Origin of the sequence: Desulfovibrio litoralis DSM 11393 (assembly GCF_900143255.1) — a bacterium.
In the GTDB taxonomy this organism is placed as follows: domain Bacteria; phylum Desulfobacterota; class Desulfovibrionia; order Desulfovibrionales; family Desulfovibrionaceae; genus Frigididesulfovibrio_A; species Frigididesulfovibrio_A litoralis.
Genome location: NZ_FRDI01000002.1, coordinates 376,019 through 395,320, shown reverse-complemented (window position 1 = coordinate 395,320; position 19,302 = coordinate 376,019). Strand labels below are relative to the sequence as shown.

Below are 19,302 nucleotides of genomic sequence, written 5' to 3'. Positions count from 1 at the left end.
ACAGGAAAATTAAATTTGCCCTTTGTTTCGCGGGATACCCCCGAAGCCCCCAAGTCCACTGGCAGGCAAAGCCAGCCTAGTGTCCTTATTCGTATTTTTGGGAGTGTCTTCCTAGCGGAAGCCACGTAGAGACTATTGTGCAATAGCCTCAATTATATAAGCTAGATTGTGATAGGTTATCTTAAATATCAGCTTAAGTAAACTTTAAAGCCACAAACCCCAAAACGCCTAAAATCAACAAAATAATCATGACTAAATCCAAACGCTTTTCGAGAAAAAAGCGAACTTTTTCTCCAAAAACATAAATCAAACCGGCAATCGCAAAAAAACGCAACCCTCGACTAAGAGTCGAAGCCACAATAAACACAAAAAAGTTAATTTTAAAAGCACCGGCGGTTAAAGTGCAAAGTTTATAAGGAACAGGCGTTAACCCGGCTATTGCAACCGCCCAAGCGTCATATTTGGTATACCACTCTTGAATTGTAAGATACTGAGCTTCAAAGTTATAAAAGTTCATTATCTTAATGCCAATGGTGTCCATAAAAAAATAACCGATAAAATAACCAAATATACCACCAAATAAAGAACTAATCAGTGTGATAAACGCAAGCTTAAAGGCTTTTTCTCGTTGAGATAAAGCTAAAGGAATTAAAAGCAAGTCAGGCGGAATAGGGAAAAAAATAGATTCTAAAAAAGATAAAATAGCAAGAGCTTTGACAGCACCCTCTTTCGCCGAAACACGCCAAACCCACGCCATTAAAGGGTCAAAAAGTTTCATAATATCCTGAATTATAAATATGTTAAAAGACAGCTATAATTAAAAAATCAACACAAAGTTAATCTTAAAAAAATTAAAGACCCCAGCGAGAGTAAACTTGGGCCTGCCAAGCGTCAAATTCAAGCTCAAAGCTACCGGCATTCAACTCGCTTTTTTCATATTTAGAACGGTCTTTAACTTCTATAATATTATTTGCCAACGCCTTTGAGCCAATAATGATTTGTATGGGCATTCCCATTAAATCGGCATCTTTAAACTTTGCTCCGGCACGATCATTTCTATCATCAAGTAAGACATCAAAGCCTTTATTCTTTAACATTTCATAAATTTCTTCGGATTTTTTCGTCGCTTCTTCTGATTTAACATCAAGATTGATAACCACTATTTCATAAGGAGCTATAGCAGGTGGAAAAGAAATGCCATATTGATCATTATTTTGTTCAATACAGGCAGCCACGACTCTCGTAACCCCGATTCCATAACAACCCATAATAATTGGTTTTTCTTTGCCATTCTCATCTAAGATATTGGCATTTAACGCCTTACTGTATTTAGTACCAAGTTTAAATACATGCCCAACTTCTATACCTTTAGGAAATTCAAGAGCGGCTCCGCAACGGGGGCAAGGGTCATTAATATCTATTTCCCTTAAATCTGCGTAAGTTATAACCTTTACATCACGGCGTAAACTTACGTTGCAATAGTGCGTATCTATACGATTAGCTCCCATTATCCAACCATCTTTGAGTTGCAATTCCAAGTCAGCGTAAACAGGTATTTCCAGATTCACCACACCAACAAAACCCGGCATTGCACCAAAAAATTCCGACAACATTTCTGTTGGCATTAAATCAAGCACGGCAACATTCAACAAATTTTTCGCTTTAACAAGGTTTAGCTCTCGATCTCCACGCACAAGAAAGGCAACAGGTTTTCCATCGGCGACGCACATAAGAGTTTTTAGAATATCAGAAGTCGCTAAACCTAAATGTTCCGCTTGCTCAGCCACAGAAAATTTATTTGGAGTTAAGACAAAAGAAACAGCTTCGGGCAATTTAAGTTCTTTCACTTCGGCTCTAAGCTTAACCTCGGCTCTTTCAACATTTGCCCCATAAGAACAAGCTGAACATGAAACAATAGTATCTTCACCCGTATCGGCAAGCACCATAAACTCATGTGAAAAACTTCCGCCGATAGAACCGGAATCGGCTTCAACAGCTTTAAATTTTAAACCAAGACGAGTAAAAATGCGTTGATACGCGTCAAACATCGCCCAATAGCTTTTATCCGCAGCCCCATCATTAACGTCAAAAGAATAGGCATCTTTCATAATAAATTCACGCCCACGCATTAAACCAAAACGAGGACGAATTTCATCTCTAAATTTAGTTTGAATTTGATATAAATTTAAAGGCAATTGTTTATAAGAACGTACTTCGCCTCTAATAAGGTCTGTAATAACCTCTTCGTGAGTCGGCCCTAAACAACAATCACGATTATGCCTGTCTTTAAAACGTAAAAGCTCTTTACCGTAAAAGTCCCAACGCCCGCTTTCTTGCCATAAATCCGCCGGCTGAACCGTTGGTAAATGCAATTCTTGAGCGTTTGCCCTATTCATTTCTTCTCTGACTATTTGAGCTACTTTATTAATAGAACGCCAACCTGTCGGCAGGTAAGAATAAATTCCGGTGGTAAGTTTACGAATCATTCCGGCACGAATCATTAATTTATGACTAATAACTTCCGCATCAGCAGGGGCTTCTTTTAAAGTTGGGGCATAAAGTTGGGTAAAACGCATGTATTTATCCTCTATTTATTAACGTTTATTTTTATTAAGATGATTTTAGAGATTAAAGATCAAATTTTTAAGTACACAAACAAGACTTTCTCAATTATTTTCAATTTCTGGCTTCTTCTCTTTGATACAAAGAGCTGTTTCTTCTTTTAACAGCCCGATAATTATTTCGTTTTTAATTTCTTCATTACGCAAAACATGAAAAATTTTACCTTTCCTGAAAATATGTACTTTGTTGCGTCCACAGGCTATTCCAATATCCGCTTCTTTTGCTTCACCGGGACCATTTACGACGCAACCCATTACGGCTATTTTCATATTTGAAAAGATAGAAAAAGCCTGTAGATCAGACGATAAAAAAGCCTGACTTTGTTCATTTATATATTTTTCAACCAAATTGGCAAGTTCAATTAAACCAAGCTCAGTACGCCCACAAGTAGGGCAAGAGATAAGTTCCGCCCCCCTTTGTCTTAACCCCAAAGAACGCAATAACTCCCAAGCAACGGGAAGTTCTTCCACAGGATTGGCGGTTAACGAAACCCTAAGCGTATCGCCTATACCTTCTGACAATAAAATTCCCAATCCAACCGAAGACTTAACAACACCTCTATATCCCGGCCCTGCTTCAGTAACTCCGATATGCAAAGGATAATCACACTTTTCCGCCAAAAGACGATAAGCGATAATCGTATCTAAAACTGATGATGATTTTAATGAAAGTTTAATCTGGTCAAAATTTCTGTTTTCCAATAAACCCACATGACGCATGGCACTTTCAACCATAGCCTCGGGCGTTGGTCCGCCAAATTTTTCCAACAAATCTTTTTCCACAGAACCTGAGTTTACTCCTATGCGAATAGGAACTCCCAAATCTTTTGCAGCAGAAACCAAAGTATCAATTTCTCTGATTCCGCCTATATTACCCGGGTTAATACGCAAACCGTCTATTCCGTTTTTAAGACAAGTTAAAGCCAAACGATAATCAAAATGAATATCGGCGACCAAGGGTATTTTTGTCTCTAAACGAATTTTTTTAATAGCCTGAGCGGCATCTTCATCAATAACCGCCAAGCGGACTATTTCACATCCTACCTCTTCGAGTTCTCGAATCTGGGCTAAAGTTTTCTCAACGTCTCTGGTATCCGTATTAGTCATACTTTGTAACACAATAGGATATTCAGAACCGATAAAAAGTTTGCCTAGGCGGATACTTCTAGTCTTACGCCTTGTTTTGATTGCATTTATTTTTAACATAGGACATACTGTGTTAATTAATTTATTTGTTTATTCAAAACTTAAAACAGCTTTTTTCCTTAACACAAAATATAAATCTTAGCCAGACAATTTATTGCTTTCGCAAGCTTTGTCTTTGAAAACTCAAGGAGTTAATTATGAAAAAATATATATTTTCCTTTTTATTCTTACAATGCTTAACTTGTTTAACTCTGTTTTCTCTCGCTTTCGCAGAAAGCAATCTAACGCCTCAAACAGATAAAGCAGACAAAAAAAAACAAGTTAGTGCCAGCATTTTGCCTGAAAAATTTGTCTTAAAAAAACTACTGAAAAACCATGCAGATATTCAAGTTTTAATAAATTCCGGAACAGATCCACATAGTTTTGAACCCAAACCCAAGCAATTAATGGAATTAAACAATTCATCAATATATTTCAGCATAGGTTTACCCTTTGAAAAAGTTTGGCTTAAACGCTTCACAGAACTCAATCCACAATTAAAAGAAATAAGTTTAAATCAAAACATCGCCCTTTTGCCTCTTGATGAACACGAAGAAAATCATGAACATAACCACGAACACGAACATGAAGGCAATATCGACCCACATATTTGGACAAGCCCGAACAACTTAAAAATCATGGCACAAACCGCAACAAAATCCTTAAAAGAACGTTATCCCGATTTAAGTGAGGAATTAGACCAAAATTTGGCTGATTTTACTACTGAATTAAACCAACTTGATCAGGAGTTAAAAAACATTTTCGCCAAACTTAAGCCTGAACAAAAAACTTTTATCGTTTTCCACCCTGCTTTCAATTATTTTGCCAAAGATTATAATTTAAAAGAGCTGGTTGTTGAACAAGAAGGTAGAGAACCAAACCCCAAAAAATTAGTTGAACTCTCAAAACTTGCACAAAAAGAAAAGGTAAAACTTATGATCGTGCAAAAAGGCTTTCCGATGGGAACAGCCAAAACAATCGCCGACCATCTTAACATAAAAGTTATAGAAATTGACCCGTTATCTGAAAACATAGACCAAGAATTAATCAAACTCGCCAAGGCGTTAGTGCAAAGCAAGTAACATACTTTTTTTATTCAGGTTTATACATTAAAAAAACGTTGGGAATTTTTTCCCGTACGTTTCCATAACTCTGCCAGATCTATATCTAAAGTTTCTGCAACCATTTTTGCGGTTTGAAAACAATAAGCCGGTTCGTTTCTTTTTCCACGATATTTTTGTGGTGCCAAAAAAGGACAATCGCTTTCAAGATGTAACCTATCTAAGGGAATATGTTTAACAGTTTCTCTTAACTCAATATTTTTAGGATAAGTAAAAACACCGGGAACGGAAATATCCCAACCTTGAGCTAAAAGTTTTTCCGCTTGAGCAATATTACCGCCAAAACAATGCCACAACAAAGGGTATTGAGAAAAGCCTAAATCCAACAAAATATCTACCGTATCTTCAAAAGCGTCCCTGCTGTGAATTACAACCGGCTTATTTAACTCTTTGGCTAATAGCAATTGTTCTTTAAAAACTTTATGTTGTATATCTTGCGGACAATCTTTCCAATAATAATCAAGCCCTATTTCTCCTACTGCTTTTAAACGCGGCTCTTCCAAAAAGATTTTTTTCATCTCTGACAAAGTATCGTCATTAATATTGTGTGCATCAGACGGATGAATTCCCAGAGTAAAAACAACTTCAGGGATATTTTCAAAAAGCTTATGTTTGGCATAATACGCTTTAGGGCTTAAAAAAACATTGGTTATACCGATTATTCCAACATCTTTTGCCCGTTGAACGGTTTCGATAATTTCACCGTCAAACTCTTTCATATCTAAATGAGCATGAGAATCAAAGCCGCCAACATATATTTTTTCTTGTTCGTTCAAGTTATTATTCTCCTAATCTTTTTTATCTCGTATTAATCTAGTTAAAGACCATTGCAAAACTCAGGTTTTCGTATTTTTTCATCGTTTTATGCTCTATTTGCAAATAGCATGAAACGTCTTACATCACAAAGACCACTAATTTTACTGGGGAATTAAATTCTTACTTTTATTTCGAGGGTTGCACCCCCGAAGCCCCGCAAGTCCACCGGCAGGCAAAGCCAACTCAGCGTCTTTTTATTTCGGGGGTTGCCCCCCCGAAGCCCCGCAATAGTCTCAATTAAATTTATTTCAAATAACCAAATAAATTACCTAAAATACGTTTTGTTAAGCTAAACAGAACTATAAACAGATATAAATATTATTCAACCAAGACTTTTAGCTTGACAAATTTCTTTATAAATTCATAGAGTATAAATAATAACTTAATATTTTCGGGAGCAAGCTTTTATTAATAATAAAATTTTATAAATACAAAACAATTATTAAGGGAGATAAACATGCCCAATAATCTTGATGCTCAAAGAACTTATGCCATTATCGGAACAGGTGGTTGCGGAAAAACTTCAATTGCTGAGATGTTGCTTTTTCAAGCGGGAGTAACAAAACGTCTTGGAAAAATAGAAGAAGGAACAACCAGCCTCGATTATGAACCGGAAGAAATAAAACGCCACGGCAGTATTCAACCAAGTCTCGCCACTTTTATTCATAACGATGCACGCCACTTCATGTTAGATCTTCCCGGAGGAAACAACTTTATTGGCGATTTGGCTTATTTATTAAAAGCCGTTGATTCCGTTATCTTTGTTATTGACGCCGTTGACGGCGTTCGCCCCTTAACCAAAAAACATTGGGCGGCAGTAAAAGAAGCCAGACTCCCCGCTTGTTGTTTTATTAATAAAATTGATAGAGACCGAGCCGACTTTGATAAGGCCTTTCAAGGTTTATCCGCTAAACTCGGAATGAAAACCGTTCCTCTTTTTGTGCCTTACGGAGAACCCCAAGAAATAAAAGGCTTAATAGACGTTTTAAAAGGCAAAGTTCTTATTATAGCTGAAAACGGTAAAGCCGAAGAAAAAGATATTCCCGGTGAACTAAACGACGAAATTACACTCTTGAGAGATGTTGCCATTGAGAATATCGCCGAAAGCGACGAAGAACTCATGGAAAAATACCTTGAAGAAGGTTCATTGTCAGAAACGGATATCAAACAAGGGTTAAGAAAAGGCGTTTTAAGCGGAAATCTTATTCCTGTTGTTGCCGGTTCTGCCCTTGAAAACAAAGGTGGAGAACAACTATTTAGTATTATTGAAAACCTTTTAGCTTCTCCTCTTGATCATGCTCCTTTTGAAGGAACGGAAGATACCTCCAGAGCCTCTCAAGCCGACTCTCCGCCAAGTTGTTTTGTCTTTAAAACACTTTCTGATCCATTCACGGGAAAATTAAATCTCGTAAGAGTAATTTCCGGGCAAATTAGTGCGGAATCTTCTCTAAAAAATATGAGTTGTGGCGAAACAGAAAGACTAGGAACGCCTGTCTTGTTAGTAGGCAAAGAACAAACTCAAGTCAAAGAGGCTTTTGGTCCGGGCTCTTTGGTTGCACTCGCCAAACTTAAAAACACCAAAACAGGCGATACACTTTGTGATGAAAAATCACCTTTTACAGTCGCCCTGCCAAAATTACCGGCACCTTTAATTTCTTATGCTTTAGAACCAAAAGAAAAAGGCGATGAAGACAAAGTTTACAGTGCTATTCAAAAAATAATAGAAGAAGATATTACCCTTAAACTAACGAGAGATAGCGAAACCGGCGATATTCTGCTTTCAGGTATGGGGCAACTACATATAGAGCTTGCGGTTGAAAAAGCAAAGCGTCGCTATAAAGTAGATATTATTCTTAATACACCAAAAGTTCCTTATCGTGAAACAATTAAAGCAACAGCCAAAGTTCAAGGTCGTCATAAAAAACAAAGTGGCGGAAAAGGACAGTTTGGAGATTGTTGGATAGAGCTTTCGCCTCTTCCTCGTGGAACAGGTTATGAGTTTGAAGACGCTATCGTCGGCGGAGTAATTCCACGTCAATATATTCCGGCGATTGACAAAGGTATTCAAGAATCAGCCGCCAGAGGCTTTCTCGCAGGTTATCCGATTGTAGACTGTAAAGTAAAAGTTTATGACGGAAGTTATCATACTGTTGACTCTTCTGAAATGGCGTTTAAAATTGCCGGTTCTCTTGCCTTTAAAAAGGGTATGGAACAATGCAAAGCGGTTTTACTCGAACCTATTGTAACTATGGCGGTTTCCACACCTGATGAATTTATGGGCGATATCATCGGCGATTTATCAAGTAGACGAGGAAAAGTTCTTGGCTCTGATTCCATAGACGGAATAACCGAAGTTAAAGCTCATATCCCCATGAATGAAATCTTGCGATATGCTTCTGATTTACGCTCAATGACAGGCGGACAAGGCACCTTTACCCTAGAGTTTTCTCATTACGAAGAAGCTCCGCCTCAGGTTGTTGAAAAAGTTGTAGGCGAATATAAAAAGAATAAAGCAGACGAATAAGTTTCTTAATTTGAAAACTCCAAAATATATTAAAATGTTATGTTTGATATGTTGCGGAGTTTTTTATATTTAAGCCACAAACCGTAAAAAATTTATTCATATTGTTATCTTATAACGTTGACGACAAGTGAAAACAGGCTTATAAGAATTATATTTATTTCATATAAACTATCTAATATCGGAGTATTTATGTTTTTTAACAAAATAAAAATCTTTTCGACTATCTGTCTGTTTGCCTTACTTTTGGGTGCTTGTGCCTCTCAAACAGGAGGGTCTTTTAACTCATCGGAAACTCGCAGATCACAAACAGTAAGAATGGGACACATTATCGCAATTGAAGACGCCGTTATAGAAAATAACCCCTCGGGTCTTGGTTCTTTAGGCGGTGCAGTTGTTGGTGGTGTTGTTGGTAATACTATGGGTGGCGGATCAGGACGTGTTCTCACCACTCTTGGCGGAGCCATTATCGGCGGACTAATCGGAACAGGTATTGAAAGCCGAGTTAACCATAGACAAGCTATTGAAATCGTTGTTTCTATTGATGGAACGAATGAAAAAATTGCTGTTGTCCAAGAGCTTGGCGATGCTGAACGTGCTTTAAGAGTCGGCGACAGAGTACGCATTCTCAGCGGAAACGACGGTTCTGTAAGAGTTCGCGGTGGCGGAACAGAGTCTAAAAACTAATCGATTCTTATAAACTTTATAAATAAAAATACGTTGTTAAAATTATCTTAACAACGTATTTTTATTTGAGCTTATTTTTAATAGAAACTACTGTGCAAGAGTATCTAACAGAGTATAACACGATGATAAATAACGCAAAACAGCGTTTTGTAATGGTCTTTTAAAAGAGGACAAATATTAATGACAACAAATTATTTATATTACGGATTAATCACAATCAATTTAATTTGTGTGCAACTCTACGCTTGGTTTGAAAACGTAGCTGATACGCCTTCTATTCCCATATCTCTCTTTATTGCCACAATTTTTCTGTTTATGTTGTTAAAAAAACAAATTGAAACAGAACGCAATAATTTTATGGCTCTAATTTATGGTCCAACCATCAGCCTTCTTATACCGGCATTATCAGGCTTTTTTATTGGTTTTTCCGCCCTTATTAAAGTCGATCACAACACAAGCTCTTTTTTAGACATAATAAAGGGAATAGTAGCAGGTAGCTTCCTTTTATCAATAATAGCGATTATAAGTTCTTTATTTCTTATTGGTTTTTTAAGCGTAATCAATACGTTGGGCTTCTTTGTATACCGCAAAGAATTCTTAAGGCAAGCTTCTTTTAATAACGACAACACAAAGCTTAAGTCTTAAAATATGACGGCTAACAAAATTTATTACGGCTTAATGATAGTTAATTTGTTGTTTGGTGAAATAATTTTATTCAATATAAAATCGGACTGGCTCTTACACCTATCTTTTTCGACTTCGGCAATTTTTATTTTTACATTTTTTAAAAAGTCTATCGACCACCCTCAGAACAAGGCATCAGAATGCTTCTTTTATGGTCCGATTATTTCCTGTCTTATTGCACTTTGTGGTTTTTTCTTAGTGTTCTTTGGAATGAGCATAAGCGACTTTTCTTTTCACGGCGTTTGGGCTTTGATATTACATATATTTAAAAACATATTCATCTCTTTGGTTGGTGCGTTATTAGGTTCTATATTCGCCGGTTGGTTTATTGCTTTCTTTATAGTTATCAACACAATAGGCTTATTTTTGTATTATAAAATCATGTTAAAAAATTCAGCTCATAATCACAACAAGGTTTAGAAAAAATATGCGAGCTAATCAGATTTATTACACTTTAGTAATTATCAATCTTTTATTGGGAAATTTTATTATATTAACTCTCAATAAATTTAACTACGCTCAATATATTCCAATGGTCTTACCTTATAGTTTTTCCGCTATATTATTTTTTGTGTTGTTTAAAAAATGGATTAAATCAGATACTCGCCTTATCTCACTTTGTTTCTATGGCTTTATTATATCAATCTTTATTCCTTTTTTAGGCGGAATTTTGCTTGGTGTAATAATTGAGTTAAATGGTCTTTTTCTAGAACCACTCACAAGCACATCAAATATCAAACAAATCATAACGAGTTTAAGTATAATTACAGTAATCTTAAGGAGCCTTCTCAGCGGTTTTTTATCTTTAATTTTCAGCTCTATCTTTATATTATTTTTTACGGTTCTAAATATTATTGTTTTTTGGTTATATCAAAAAAAGCTGAAAACTTTTCCGGCTGTTATAAAATAAAAAACCTCTCGTTAAATCTATTTTTAACAAGAGGTTTAAATTTATTATATAATTTTCTACAACTAAATTAAGACCATTGCAAAACTCAGTTTTGCGTACTTTTTTTCGTTTTCGGGGATACCCCCGAATCCTCACAAGAGTCTCTAATTAATTACCGGTTTGCAAACGGCGATACATATTGGCAACATTATTACGAGTAGCAACACTTGCTACAGGTTGTGTTTGTTCTGCTTCATTGCCGCTTTCTTCTTTAACAGATTTTTCTTTGTTTAAAGCCTCAACAATTTCCTGTTGATCGGCAACCGATTGTAAAGAAGCCATGGCGTTTGGGTTATTTCCTTCTGATGAAGTTGTATATACTGACGTATAGTTTGCCACATTTTTCATATTTGTCGGTAAGGTAACATTACTGCTTTGAACAGGCACGTTTGTTTTTGCAATTTCGCTTATACCGGCTTGTGCCGAAAGGTTCGCAGTAGCAGTCGCATTATCGGCAGGGCTTAAAATAAACGCATAAGCACTACGCAGTCCTTCCAGTATCTTAATAACCTCATCAATATAACTTTGGTTCATTCTGAGGTTTGCAGTTAACAATCTTGTATTACAAAAAAGATATAAACTATGTAAGTTTTCAGAGATATTTCCACCTCTGTCTATATTAATACAAGCGTCAAGTTCTGAAATAATATCAATAGCTTTAGAAATTAAAATGCCTTTTTTGGCATAATCTTTTTCCGCCATCTTCTCTTTAGCTTGAACTAAAAACTTAATTGCACCATCATACAACATAAGGAGTAACGCCCCTTGAGAGGTTGTATTAACTTGTGTTTGAAGATATGCCTGAGCAACTTTTTGCATCTTTTGATCTCTTTAATTAAACTTTTTATATTAACTCGTTATCAATTTTGATTATTTACTACTGCTTGAACCCAAAGTCTTAATCTGAGATTCAAGCTGTTTTTGAATACTGTTGTAATAAGAAAGGGTAGATTCAAGTCTGGCAAACTTAGCGGTGGTTGTTCTTTCCCACTTAGCAAGCCTTTCTTCTTCTTTCAATATTTTTTTCTCAATGTTCATGATGATCCCCTGTTGAGAAACATCAGAGCTGTCTTTCCCTACATATTGAGCTATAAGATCGTCCATACGGGCGATAGCTCCTTTAAATGTATAAGGATGATCCGGGTCAGACGGATTGGGAACAGTATCATTACGTGCAACTACTTCATATAATTCAGCGGCTTTACCTTGTTTAACAAAAACTTTTCCGGTATATCCAGCTCCTGGTGTCAGGTTATTAACTTCAAGAGTTAAACCATAAGCTCCTGATGAACGGTCTCCGGCAACTATTGTTTTTCCGTCTCCGTCGACAATAGCCGGCTTACCATCTATTTTTGCATTAATGACCCTACCGGCTCCATCAATGTCATATTCCACAGAATATTCTCCGGCGAGCGTTAGACCAGGCAAGGTATTTACAAAGCTAAAATTATTGGTATCTGTTTTACCTGTATCTTTTGCGGCAAATAGTTCCGCTATCGCCATAGGGTTAGTACGCAACGCTTCATCAAGCGGATTTACACCACCATATTTACTTAGATCAGGATCAAAAATCAACTGCCCGAAAGTAGTGCTGTCTTTATCTGGATCAGTAATAATACCAATGCTTGCCAAACTTGAATATGGGTCCCAATAGGGACTGGTCTCAAGCCCCGGAGGTGGCGGAGTATTTCCTCCGTTTACAAACCCCTTAGCCGCACCAACCAAAGCTTGGCTGATTTGAGAACCTAACAATTGTACAACATAGTTACCGGTTAAAACTCCACCTTGTTGCATATCAAACAAAGAGTCGGTCAATGACGGATCTTTTGTCTGTTTTGTGCTGTCCACAGCGGTTAACGCCTGATATGTAAGTTTAAAGGTATTATACATATCCATAAAAGACACAATATTTTCTTTTATTTTCGCTGTATCTGCCTGAACAGTAACGGTTGTGCTACCTGCTGAACGCAATGAAAAAGTAACACCCTCAACAACTGATTCAATTGTGTTTGACGAAGACAACAACCAGTTAGGGTGAGCCGGCCAATCGTTTATGCGATATTTGGCATCTTGCGGAGCTTGGTGTGTCCACTCAGCAGCGTTGGTAAAGTTAACTCCTGCTGCGTTACTAATATTTGTACTGGGAGTAATATCAAGAGTTTTTCCGGCACCAAGATCCATTCCTCTTATCTGAAAGCTAACCTGACTGCCATTTTGAATAATCATAGCCCTTACATTTGGGTTTAACGCATCGTTATTAATCAAGTTTGTTAAATCGTTAAGAGTTGACCCGCTTGGAATATTAATTGTTCTTGTTGTTCCGTTATATGTATATTCAAAAATTTGGTTAGAACCGGAATCATTAATAATTGTTGTTTTACTGGTTAACTGTGGAGAGGAATAAGCAGAAATTGCGTTTTTGGCGAGTTGAAAAACTTCAAGGTTATAGTCTCCAACCTGAGCTTGTGCACCAACGGTTACACCGGCAACAGAAGTGCTTGACACAGCCGCACTCTTAACCATAAACTTGTCAATTGTGCTTAATTTTGCAAGACTATCTTTTAAGGTTGTCAACGAATCTTTTAAGTCTTTAAAACCCGCTACTCTCGTCTCCCAGTCTTTTTTCCATTTAATGAGCTTACGAGCCGGCATTTCTTCGATTTTACGCAATTGTGCAATCATTGATTTAAAATCATAATCCTTATTGGTTTGCACCAAGCCGGCCATTCCGCCGGAAGTATAGTCAGCCATAATTTACTCCTTCGATATAGAAAAAAATTCCTTATATCTATAACATCTTTATCTGAAAGCAAGAAGCATGCCCAAAAAGCTTTTTTAAAAAAATATAAGTAAAATTTATTTTAAAGCTTTTATAAAGTTCTTTTCGGCAAATTAAACTTTTTTGATAGGTACTGTTCTTTATATAAGACCCATTGCAAAATTTCGTTTTGCGTGCTTTTTTTATCGTTTTATGCTATGTTGTAGTGTCTTTCTTACGAAAGCCTACGAGACTATTGTGCAAGAGTCTCTATATATAGTCCAGTTACCTCTTAGCGTTTCTTCTAACATATTCTTTGAGAGTTCTTGCATAAAAGCTTGGCGAGAAATTTCTCTTGCCCCAAAACGTAAGACATTTTCAGAACGTTGCTGACAGTCCAACAACCTGAAATTTAACTTTTTTAACAAAGTAACAAGACCGTAAAAGGCGATTTTTGAGGCGTTTGGCTCTTTATAAAACATAGATTCCCCAAAAAAAATATTACCGAGAGCAACGCCGTAAACTCCGCCACAAAGTTTGTTATTTTGCCAACTTTCTATAGAATGAGCAAAGCCGAGCTTATGTAAATGTAAATAAGCTTGTTGCATTTCTTGAGTCAACCAAGTACCTTCTTGATTAGGTCTAAAACTATTTGCACAGCTTTTAATTACCGCCTCAAAAGCCGTATCAATACGCAATTCAAACGTTCCGGCGTTGATCACTTTTTTTAAGCTCTTTGGCAGGTGAAACTCATTAAGAAAAAGAACACAGCGTGGATCAGGGTGCCACCACAAAATCGGGCTGTCTTCGTTATACCAAGGAAAAATACCCAAGGAATAAGCCGTTAAAAGCCTAACAGGAGTTAAATCTCCGCCAACAGCCAAGATTCCGTCTTCATCAGCCAAAGCGGGATCAGGAAAATCAACAGTATTTCGAGAAAGTAAAAACACAGCTCACCTAAAACAAGTTTATGCAAAAGAAAAAAGAAGTTCTGTTTTGGGTGAATAGTTTTTGTCTGCATCTAACATTACTTTTCCGCCTTTTTGAAGTTTTCCGAAAAGTATTTCTTGCGATAATTTATCTTCTATTTCTTCCCTAAATACCCTGCGTAAAGGTCTCGCGCCCTGACTTTGATCATAGCCTTTTTTAGCAAGCCAAGCCTTGGCGTTGTCGGTCATAGTAAGTTGAATTTTTTTCGCATTTAAAGCAACTTGTAATTCGGCAAAGAATTTATTAACAATACCTTCCATAACCCCTTGAGGCAAAGCATTAAAAGGAATCATCGCATCTAAACGGTTGCGAAACTCAGGGCTAAAAATAGTTTCTAAAGCTTTTAAACCTTTTGAACGAATTTCTTTGTTATCAGAATTTTCTTTATTGCTTGTATCATCTTGGCTAATTTGACTAAAACCAATAGACTTTGCCGCCATTTCTCTCGCACCGGCGTTTGAAGTCATGATTAAAACAACGTTTCTAAAATCTGCCTTACGCCCTGTATTATCAGTTAAAGAGGCATAGTCCATAACCTGTAACAAAATATTAAAAATATCAGGGTGAGCTTTTTCCAATTCATCGAGTAATAAGACCGTATATGGATTTTTACGAATAGCCTCGGTTAACAAACCACCCTGTTCAAAGCCAACATATCCCGGAGGCGAACCGATAAGTCTTGCCACCGTATGTTTTTCCATATATTCGCTCATATCAAAACGCACAAAACCAATACCTAAGGTGTTTGCCAACTGGCGAGCCAATTCTGTTTTTCCAACGCCTGTTGGACCATAAAATAAAAAAGAACCCATCGGTCTTTGTTCGGTATTAAAGCCGGCTCTGGAACGTAAAATAGCTTTTGAAACTTTTTCAACAGCGTCATTTTGTCCATAAATATTAGTTTTTAATTCATTTTCAAGTTTTGCCAACTTTGTTTTATCAGAAGATGTAACTTGGCGAGAAGGAATACGTGCCATACCTGCGATAATTTTTTCAATATCAGAAACAGAAATAGTTGGAGTTATTGAGTTTTTTATGTCTGACAATGAATCTGACGCTTTTACCTTGTTTTGTGATGAACGCAACAATCTTAAAGCCGCACCGGCTTCATCAATCACATCAATCGCTTTATCGGGCAAAAGTTTATCGGGCAGGTGTCTTACGGAAAGTTCAACGGCCGCTTTTAAAGAAGCCGGGCTGTAATGTACGCCGTGGTGTTCTTCGTATTTTTCTTTTAAACCTTTTAAAATTTCCAGACATTCCGCTTGACTCGGTTCAGGGACATCAATTTTTTGAAAACGCCTGTTTAACGCCCTGTCTTTTTCAAAATGATTTCTATATTCTTCGTGTGTGCTTGAGCCTATACAACGAATACTGCCGGAAGCTAACAACGGTTTAAGAATATTTGATGCGTCCATAGAGTTTCCACTCGTAGAACCGGCTCCGACAATAGTATGAATTTCATCAATAAATAAAATGGCGTTAGGTATTTGTTTAAGTTCATTGATAACGCCCTTGAGTCGTCCTTCAAAGTCGCCTCGATATTTTGCACCGGCTAAAACCGCACCCAAATCAAGGGCATAAAGTTTAGCGTTTAAAAATTCTTCAGGCACGTTACCTTGGCTTATGCGTAAGGATAAACCTTCTGCTAAGGCCGTTTTTCCAACTCCCGGGTCGCCGATAAACAAGGGATTGTTTTTACGCCTTCTGGCTAAAACTTGAATCGCTCTGTTTAGCTCTTCAACACGCCCGATTAAAGGGTCGATTTCGCCATTTTCCGCTTTTTCACTCAAGTTTGTACAATAAGTTTCCAGATGTTTGTTTTTTGTTGTTTTGTCGGAATAATCTTCGCTTGATTCTTCTGTTTCGTTATTAAACTCTTCACTTTCCGCACCATGAGAAGCATTTTGCAAATATTCAAGGGCATCAATACCGCTGTTTTGTAAAAAGAAACCGGCATAACTACCTTCTGCGTCTAGCATAGCGACAATTACATCACTGATTTCTATAGTGGTTTTTCCCGCAAAATGTTTATGCTCTAAGGCTTGTTGCATAACCCTTTCAAACGCAGGGCTTTTAACAAGTTCAAGCTCTTCCTTGGGGGTTGTGCTTTCCATATGTATAACAAAAAAATCTATTAAATTTTTACGAATATATCCAACATCAGCTCCACTGTTTTCGAGCAAAAGTTTTCCTTGTTCATCAGAGATAATGCCAAACAATAAGTGTTCGAGGGTTAATATTTCGTGTCCTCGATTTTGTGCCTCAATAATGGCGACGTAAATAGCGGTTTTAAGGTTGTCGCTTAATATCATATCGTTACCGTATCTTATTTGTTTATCTGGTTAAAACCATTGCAAAACTATGTTTTGCGTTCTTTTGTCATCGTATTATGTGCTGTTGACACAAATCATAAAACGCCTTAATGCACAAAAACCACTCATTTTACAGAAAAAACAAATTTTCCTTTTTCGTGATTTTTGAAGTATCTTTCTATCGTAAGACACTATGAGGCTATTTTGTAATAGTCTCTAGTTTTAGTTTTTAAATTTCTTCCATCGTACAAAGTAAGGGAAAGTTTGCTTTTTTCGCCCTACTTTTTACTAACATAACTTTTGTTTCGGCTATTTCAAATGTATAAATACCACACTCGCCGATACCTTTTTTATGAACGGTGAGCATAATATTTCTTGCTTCTTCGGAAGTTTTTTTAAAAATTTCCATTAAAATTTCAGTTACAAAATACATACTGGTATAATCATCATTATGTAATAAAACACGAAACATCAGCGGTTCTTTTAATTCATTTTCAAGTAAGATTTCATTATCCAACAAAGAATCAAAATCTTTGTCTAAATCATAAATTGATTTTTTCGTCATAACATACTCTTTAATAAGCTAATAGGAAATATTTTCTGTTAAATTTTTACGCAGTGAGTTTAGCTCGTTTTCATCAAAAACACAGCCTTGGTTAAAACCATTCTCTTTAAATAATACAGGATAAGATTTAAGCAAGCTTTGTTTTATATCTAAATCTAAAATAGAAGCAATAATAACAGGATTTTGAGCTTCGATTTCCAAAAAATGTCCAAGCGGTAAATAATCAAGTTGGCATAAGCCCATTATACAATTATTGTAAGATGTTGTTTTCAAAGCCCATTCTTCTCTCAGTTTATGATAACTTAAAACTCGTTTATAGCCAAGCCCTTGTAAAATCTCTTTTGTTTCTTCGATATTGTCAACTTGAGTTTCATGTTCTTCTTGGCTCTTAAATAAAATGTCTTCCGTAGGTGGTTTTTTCTTAAAGGTTAGAACAGCTTTTTGGCAATCTGAAAATTCGTTAATTCTTAATCTTAACAAACGCTTACTTTTTTTTAAACAATATTCCGAAGTATCCCAAATCTCGTTAAATTCTAAGTGGCGATTAAGAAATTTGGCGTTTTTTTCTTTTAATTTTATAATTATTTCACTGAAATCATTTACTTTAAATTTCAGTTCATTTTCTCTCGACATAAACTCTAACCTTAAAATTTATACATTGACCTTTTTTTGATTATATTAACTTAATAAAAATAAGCTTGCGAACCCTAAAAAGACAAAAAATCCGGCACTATCAGTAATCATTGTGAGAAAAATGCTTGAAGCTTGAGCCGGGTCTCTTCCTAAACTTTTCAGAATTAGCGGAATTGACGCACCGGCAAGAGCACCAAGAAGCATATCAAGAATCAAAGCAGCCCCCATAACAAAACCCAGTGCATAATTACTGAAAATAAATCCAACGACAAAACTTATCACAAAACCTAAAATCATACCACTGCTAAAGCCTATTTTACCCTCGCGTAAAACAGCAAACCAAGCACGTTTTGTTTCAAATCTGGTGGTTGCCAACTCTCTAATCATAACCGCCAACGCCTGTTGCCCCGTATTCCCCGCCTGATTGGCAACCATAGGCATCAGAACGGCTAAAAGAGCCATTTGAGCAATAGTTCCATCAAATAAATAAACGACATACGCCGATACGCTCGAAGTAATCATATTCATCATCAGCCACGGCAATCTCATTTTAACAGATTCTTTCCACGGAGTATCAACACTTTCAGAATAACCCGCACCCACCATACTCAAAAGGTCTTCGCTGGCAAGTTCCGTAATAACGTCAATAATATCATCGTGGGTAATAACCCCCATAAGCCTACCCTCTTTATCAACAACGGGCATAGCCATAAAGTTATAATGGCTTAAAAGTTTGGCGACTTCTTCTTTAGCAACATCAAAAGTTACGGTAATAAGGTTTTGTTCTTTAATTATGTCTTTAATTAAAGTACCGTGTTTTGCTACTAAAAGCTCTCTTAAGGAAATAACCCCAACTAATTTATCACTTTCGTCAACCACATAACCGTAATAAGGTACTTCCTTGTCTTCTATCTCACTACGCATTTTTGTGATAGCATCATCAACATTGATATAATCTTCTAAAATAAGAATTTCAATGTTCATGATACCGCCGGCAGTATCAGGGTCAAAAGCCATCAAGTGGCGAATATCTTCGGCATCATCAGCATCAATATTATCTAAAATATGGTCTCTGTGTGCTTCTTCCAATTCGTCCAAAACATCGGCCGCATCATCAGGCGACATCTCTGATAACAAACTCGCGGCAAGATCAGGATCAATATTTTCTAAAATATCTATTCTGGCGTGTTCCTCAAGTTCGGCAACAGCTTCTGCGGCTTCTGAGACAGGCAGTCTTGTTAATAAACAGAGTTGTTTTTCAAGAGAAAGAGTTTCCAAGTGTTCTGCGAGGTCAGCGGCATGACTGTATTCAATCTCGGAAACATCATTGAACTCTTGTAGACAATCAGAAGAGCTGTAATTTTGAGTTTTCGGAATAACTTTATTTTTTTCTTCGTTTGGTATATTGTTTAAGTCTGCCATAATAATTCCGTTAAACCTTCAATGTTTTTAGCGAC

Annotated in this window: 16 protein-coding genes; 5 read left to right on the top strand and 11 right to left on the bottom strand. The window is 36.6% G+C overall.

The annotated features are described in order from the left end of the window. Positions 1-193: 193 nt before the first annotated feature. The 3 genes from BT999_RS01645 to ispG all read right to left on the bottom strand — a co-directional run bounded on the left by BT999_RS01645 (position 194) and on the right by ispG (position 3,809). A complete protein-coding gene (locus BT999_RS01645) occupies positions 194-778 on the bottom strand; it encodes a YqaA family protein (RefSeq protein ID WP_072695812.1) in 585 nt (194 codons plus the stop codon). 73 nt (positions 779-851) lie between these two features. Next, a complete protein-coding gene (locus BT999_RS01640; RefSeq protein WP_072695810.1) occupies positions 852-2,576 on the bottom strand; it encodes a proline--tRNA ligase in 1,725 nt (574 codons plus the stop codon). Positions 2,577-2,666: 90 nt separating this feature from the next. Beyond that, on the bottom strand, positions 2,667-3,809 hold the full coding sequence (gene ispG, locus BT999_RS01635) for a flavodoxin-dependent (E)-4-hydroxy-3-methylbut-2-enyl-diphosphate synthase (protein ID WP_178139300.1): 1,143 nt from the start codon (positions 3,807-3,809) through the stop codon (positions 2,667-2,669). Positions 3,810-3,964: 155 nt separating this feature from the next. Here ispG and BT999_RS01630 point away from each other — a divergent pair, with 155 nt between their 5' ends. Next, complete coding sequence (locus tag BT999_RS01630; RefSeq protein ID WP_084650539.1) at positions 3,965-4,888, top strand: metal ABC transporter solute-binding protein, Zn/Mn family; 924 nt, start codon at positions 3,965-3,967, stop codon at positions 4,886-4,888. A 20-nt stretch (positions 4,889-4,908) separates the two neighbouring features. On the opposite strand, the gene BT999_RS01625 is transcribed toward BT999_RS01630, so the two are convergent. Next, positions 4,909-5,703, bottom strand: a complete 795-nt coding sequence (locus BT999_RS01625; RefSeq protein WP_072695807.1) for a TatD family hydrolase — start codon at positions 5,701-5,703, stop codon at positions 4,909-4,911. Positions 5,704-6,200: 497 nt separating this feature from the next. Here BT999_RS01625 and fusA point away from each other — a divergent pair, with 497 nt between their 5' ends. The 4 genes from fusA (at position 6,201) to BT999_RS01605 (ending at position 10,055) form a co-directional block, all read left to right on the top strand. Continuing rightward, positions 6,201-8,267, top strand: coding sequence for an elongation factor G (gene fusA / locus BT999_RS01620; RefSeq protein WP_072695805.1), 2,067 nt, complete (start codon positions 6,201-6,203; stop codon positions 8,265-8,267). A 189-nt stretch (positions 8,268-8,456) separates the two neighbouring features. After that, entirely contained in the window at positions 8,457-8,951 is a 495-nt protein-coding gene (locus tag BT999_RS01615; protein WP_072695803.1) for an outer membrane lipoprotein, read from the top strand. A gap of 180 nt (positions 8,952-9,131) precedes the next feature. Then, positions 9,132-9,596 carry a hypothetical protein gene (locus tag BT999_RS01610; protein ID WP_072695801.1) on the top strand — a complete coding sequence of 155 codons (465 nt, stop codon included), beginning with the start codon at positions 9,132-9,134 and terminating at the stop codon, positions 9,594-9,596. A gap of 3 nt (positions 9,597-9,599) precedes the next feature. Further along, a complete protein-coding gene (locus tag BT999_RS01605; protein WP_072695799.1) occupies positions 9,600-10,055 on the top strand; it encodes a hypothetical protein in 456 nt (151 codons plus the stop codon). Positions 10,056-10,692: 637 nt separating this feature from the next. Here BT999_RS01605 and fliS read toward each other — a convergent pair. From fliS to mgtE, 7 genes are all read right to left on the bottom strand, one after another. Continuing rightward, complete coding sequence (gene fliS / locus BT999_RS01595; RefSeq protein ID WP_072695795.1) at positions 10,693-11,403, bottom strand: flagellar export chaperone FliS; 711 nt, start codon at positions 11,401-11,403, stop codon at positions 10,693-10,695. A gap of 51 nt (positions 11,404-11,454) precedes the next feature. After that, positions 11,455-13,335: a flagellar filament capping protein FliD gene (fliD, locus tag BT999_RS01590; protein ID WP_072695793.1), complete on the bottom strand. Its 1,881-nt coding sequence runs from the start codon at positions 13,333-13,335 to the stop codon at positions 11,455-11,457. 252 nt (positions 13,336-13,587) lie between these two features. Then, positions 13,588-14,292: a leucyl/phenylalanyl-tRNA--protein transferase gene (aat, locus tag BT999_RS01585; RefSeq protein ID WP_072695791.1), complete on the bottom strand. Its 705-nt coding sequence runs from the start codon at positions 14,290-14,292 to the stop codon at positions 13,588-13,590. Between the two features lie 18 nt (positions 14,293-14,310). Further along, the gene (clpA, locus tag BT999_RS01580; RefSeq protein WP_342741850.1) at positions 14,311-16,647 is read right to left on the bottom strand and encodes an ATP-dependent Clp protease ATP-binding subunit ClpA; all 2,337 of its coding nucleotides are present in this window, start codon (positions 16,645-16,647) and stop codon (positions 14,311-14,313) included. 229 nt (positions 16,648-16,876) lie between these two features. Next, positions 16,877-17,212 (bottom strand): ATP-dependent Clp protease adaptor ClpS, encoded by a 336-nt coding sequence (locus BT999_RS01575; RefSeq protein ID WP_072695789.1) that lies wholly within the window; start codon positions 17,210-17,212, stop codon positions 16,877-16,879. 18 nt (positions 17,213-17,230) lie between these two features. Continuing rightward, entirely contained in the window at positions 17,231-17,845 is a 615-nt protein-coding gene (locus BT999_RS01570; protein ID WP_072695787.1) for a class IV adenylate cyclase, read from the bottom strand. Between the two features lie 45 nt (positions 17,846-17,890). Continuing rightward, positions 17,891-19,267, bottom strand: a complete 1,377-nt coding sequence (gene mgtE / locus BT999_RS01565) for a magnesium transporter (RefSeq protein WP_072695785.1) — start codon at positions 19,265-19,267, stop codon at positions 17,891-17,893. Between the last annotated feature and the right edge of the window lie 35 nt (positions 19,268-19,302).

Excerpts from the sequence above, each read along its gene's own strand:
- BT999_RS01630 (WP_084650539.1), top strand. The coding sequence starts at position 3,965 with ATGAAAAAATATATATTTTCCTTTTTATTCTTACAATGCTTAACTTGT.
- BT999_RS01605 (WP_072695799.1), top strand. The coding sequence starts at position 9,600 with ATGACGGCTAACAAAATTTATTACGGCTTAATGATAGTTAATTTGTTG.
- BT999_RS01610 (WP_072695801.1), top strand. The coding sequence starts at position 9,132 with ATGACAACAAATTATTTATATTACGGATTAATCACAATCAATTTAATT.
- fliD (WP_072695793.1), bottom strand. The coding sequence starts at position 13,335 with ATGGCTGACTATACTTCCGGCGGAATGGCCGGCTTGGTGCAAACCAAT.
- BT999_RS01615 (WP_072695803.1), top strand. The coding sequence starts at position 8,457 with ATGTTTTTTAACAAAATAAAAATCTTTTCGACTATCTGTCTGTTTGCC.
- BT999_RS01645 (WP_072695812.1), bottom strand. The coding sequence starts at position 778 with ATGAAACTTTTTGACCCTTTAATGGCGTGGGTTTGGCGTGTTTCGGCG.
- BT999_RS01570 (WP_072695787.1), bottom strand. The coding sequence starts at position 17,845 with ATGTCGAGAGAAAATGAACTGAAATTTAAAGTAAATGATTTCAGTGAA.
- BT999_RS01640 (WP_072695810.1), bottom strand. The coding sequence starts at position 2,576 with ATGCGTTTTACCCAACTTTATGCCCCAACTTTAAAAGAAGCCCCTGCT.
- BT999_RS01575 (WP_072695789.1), bottom strand. The coding sequence starts at position 17,212 with ATGACGAAAAAATCAATTTATGATTTAGACAAAGATTTTGATTCTTTG.
- fusA (WP_072695805.1), top strand. The coding sequence starts at position 6,201 with ATGCCCAATAATCTTGATGCTCAAAGAACTTATGCCATTATCGGAACA.
- mgtE (WP_072695785.1), bottom strand. The coding sequence starts at position 19,267 with ATGGCAGACTTAAACAATATACCAAACGAAGAAAAAAATAAAGTTATT.
- fliS (WP_072695795.1), bottom strand. The coding sequence starts at position 11,403 with ATGCAAAAAGTTGCTCAGGCATATCTTCAAACACAAGTTAATACAACC.
- clpA (WP_342741850.1), bottom strand. The coding sequence starts at position 16,647 with ATGATATTAAGCGACAACCTTAAAACCGCTATTTACGTCGCCATTATT.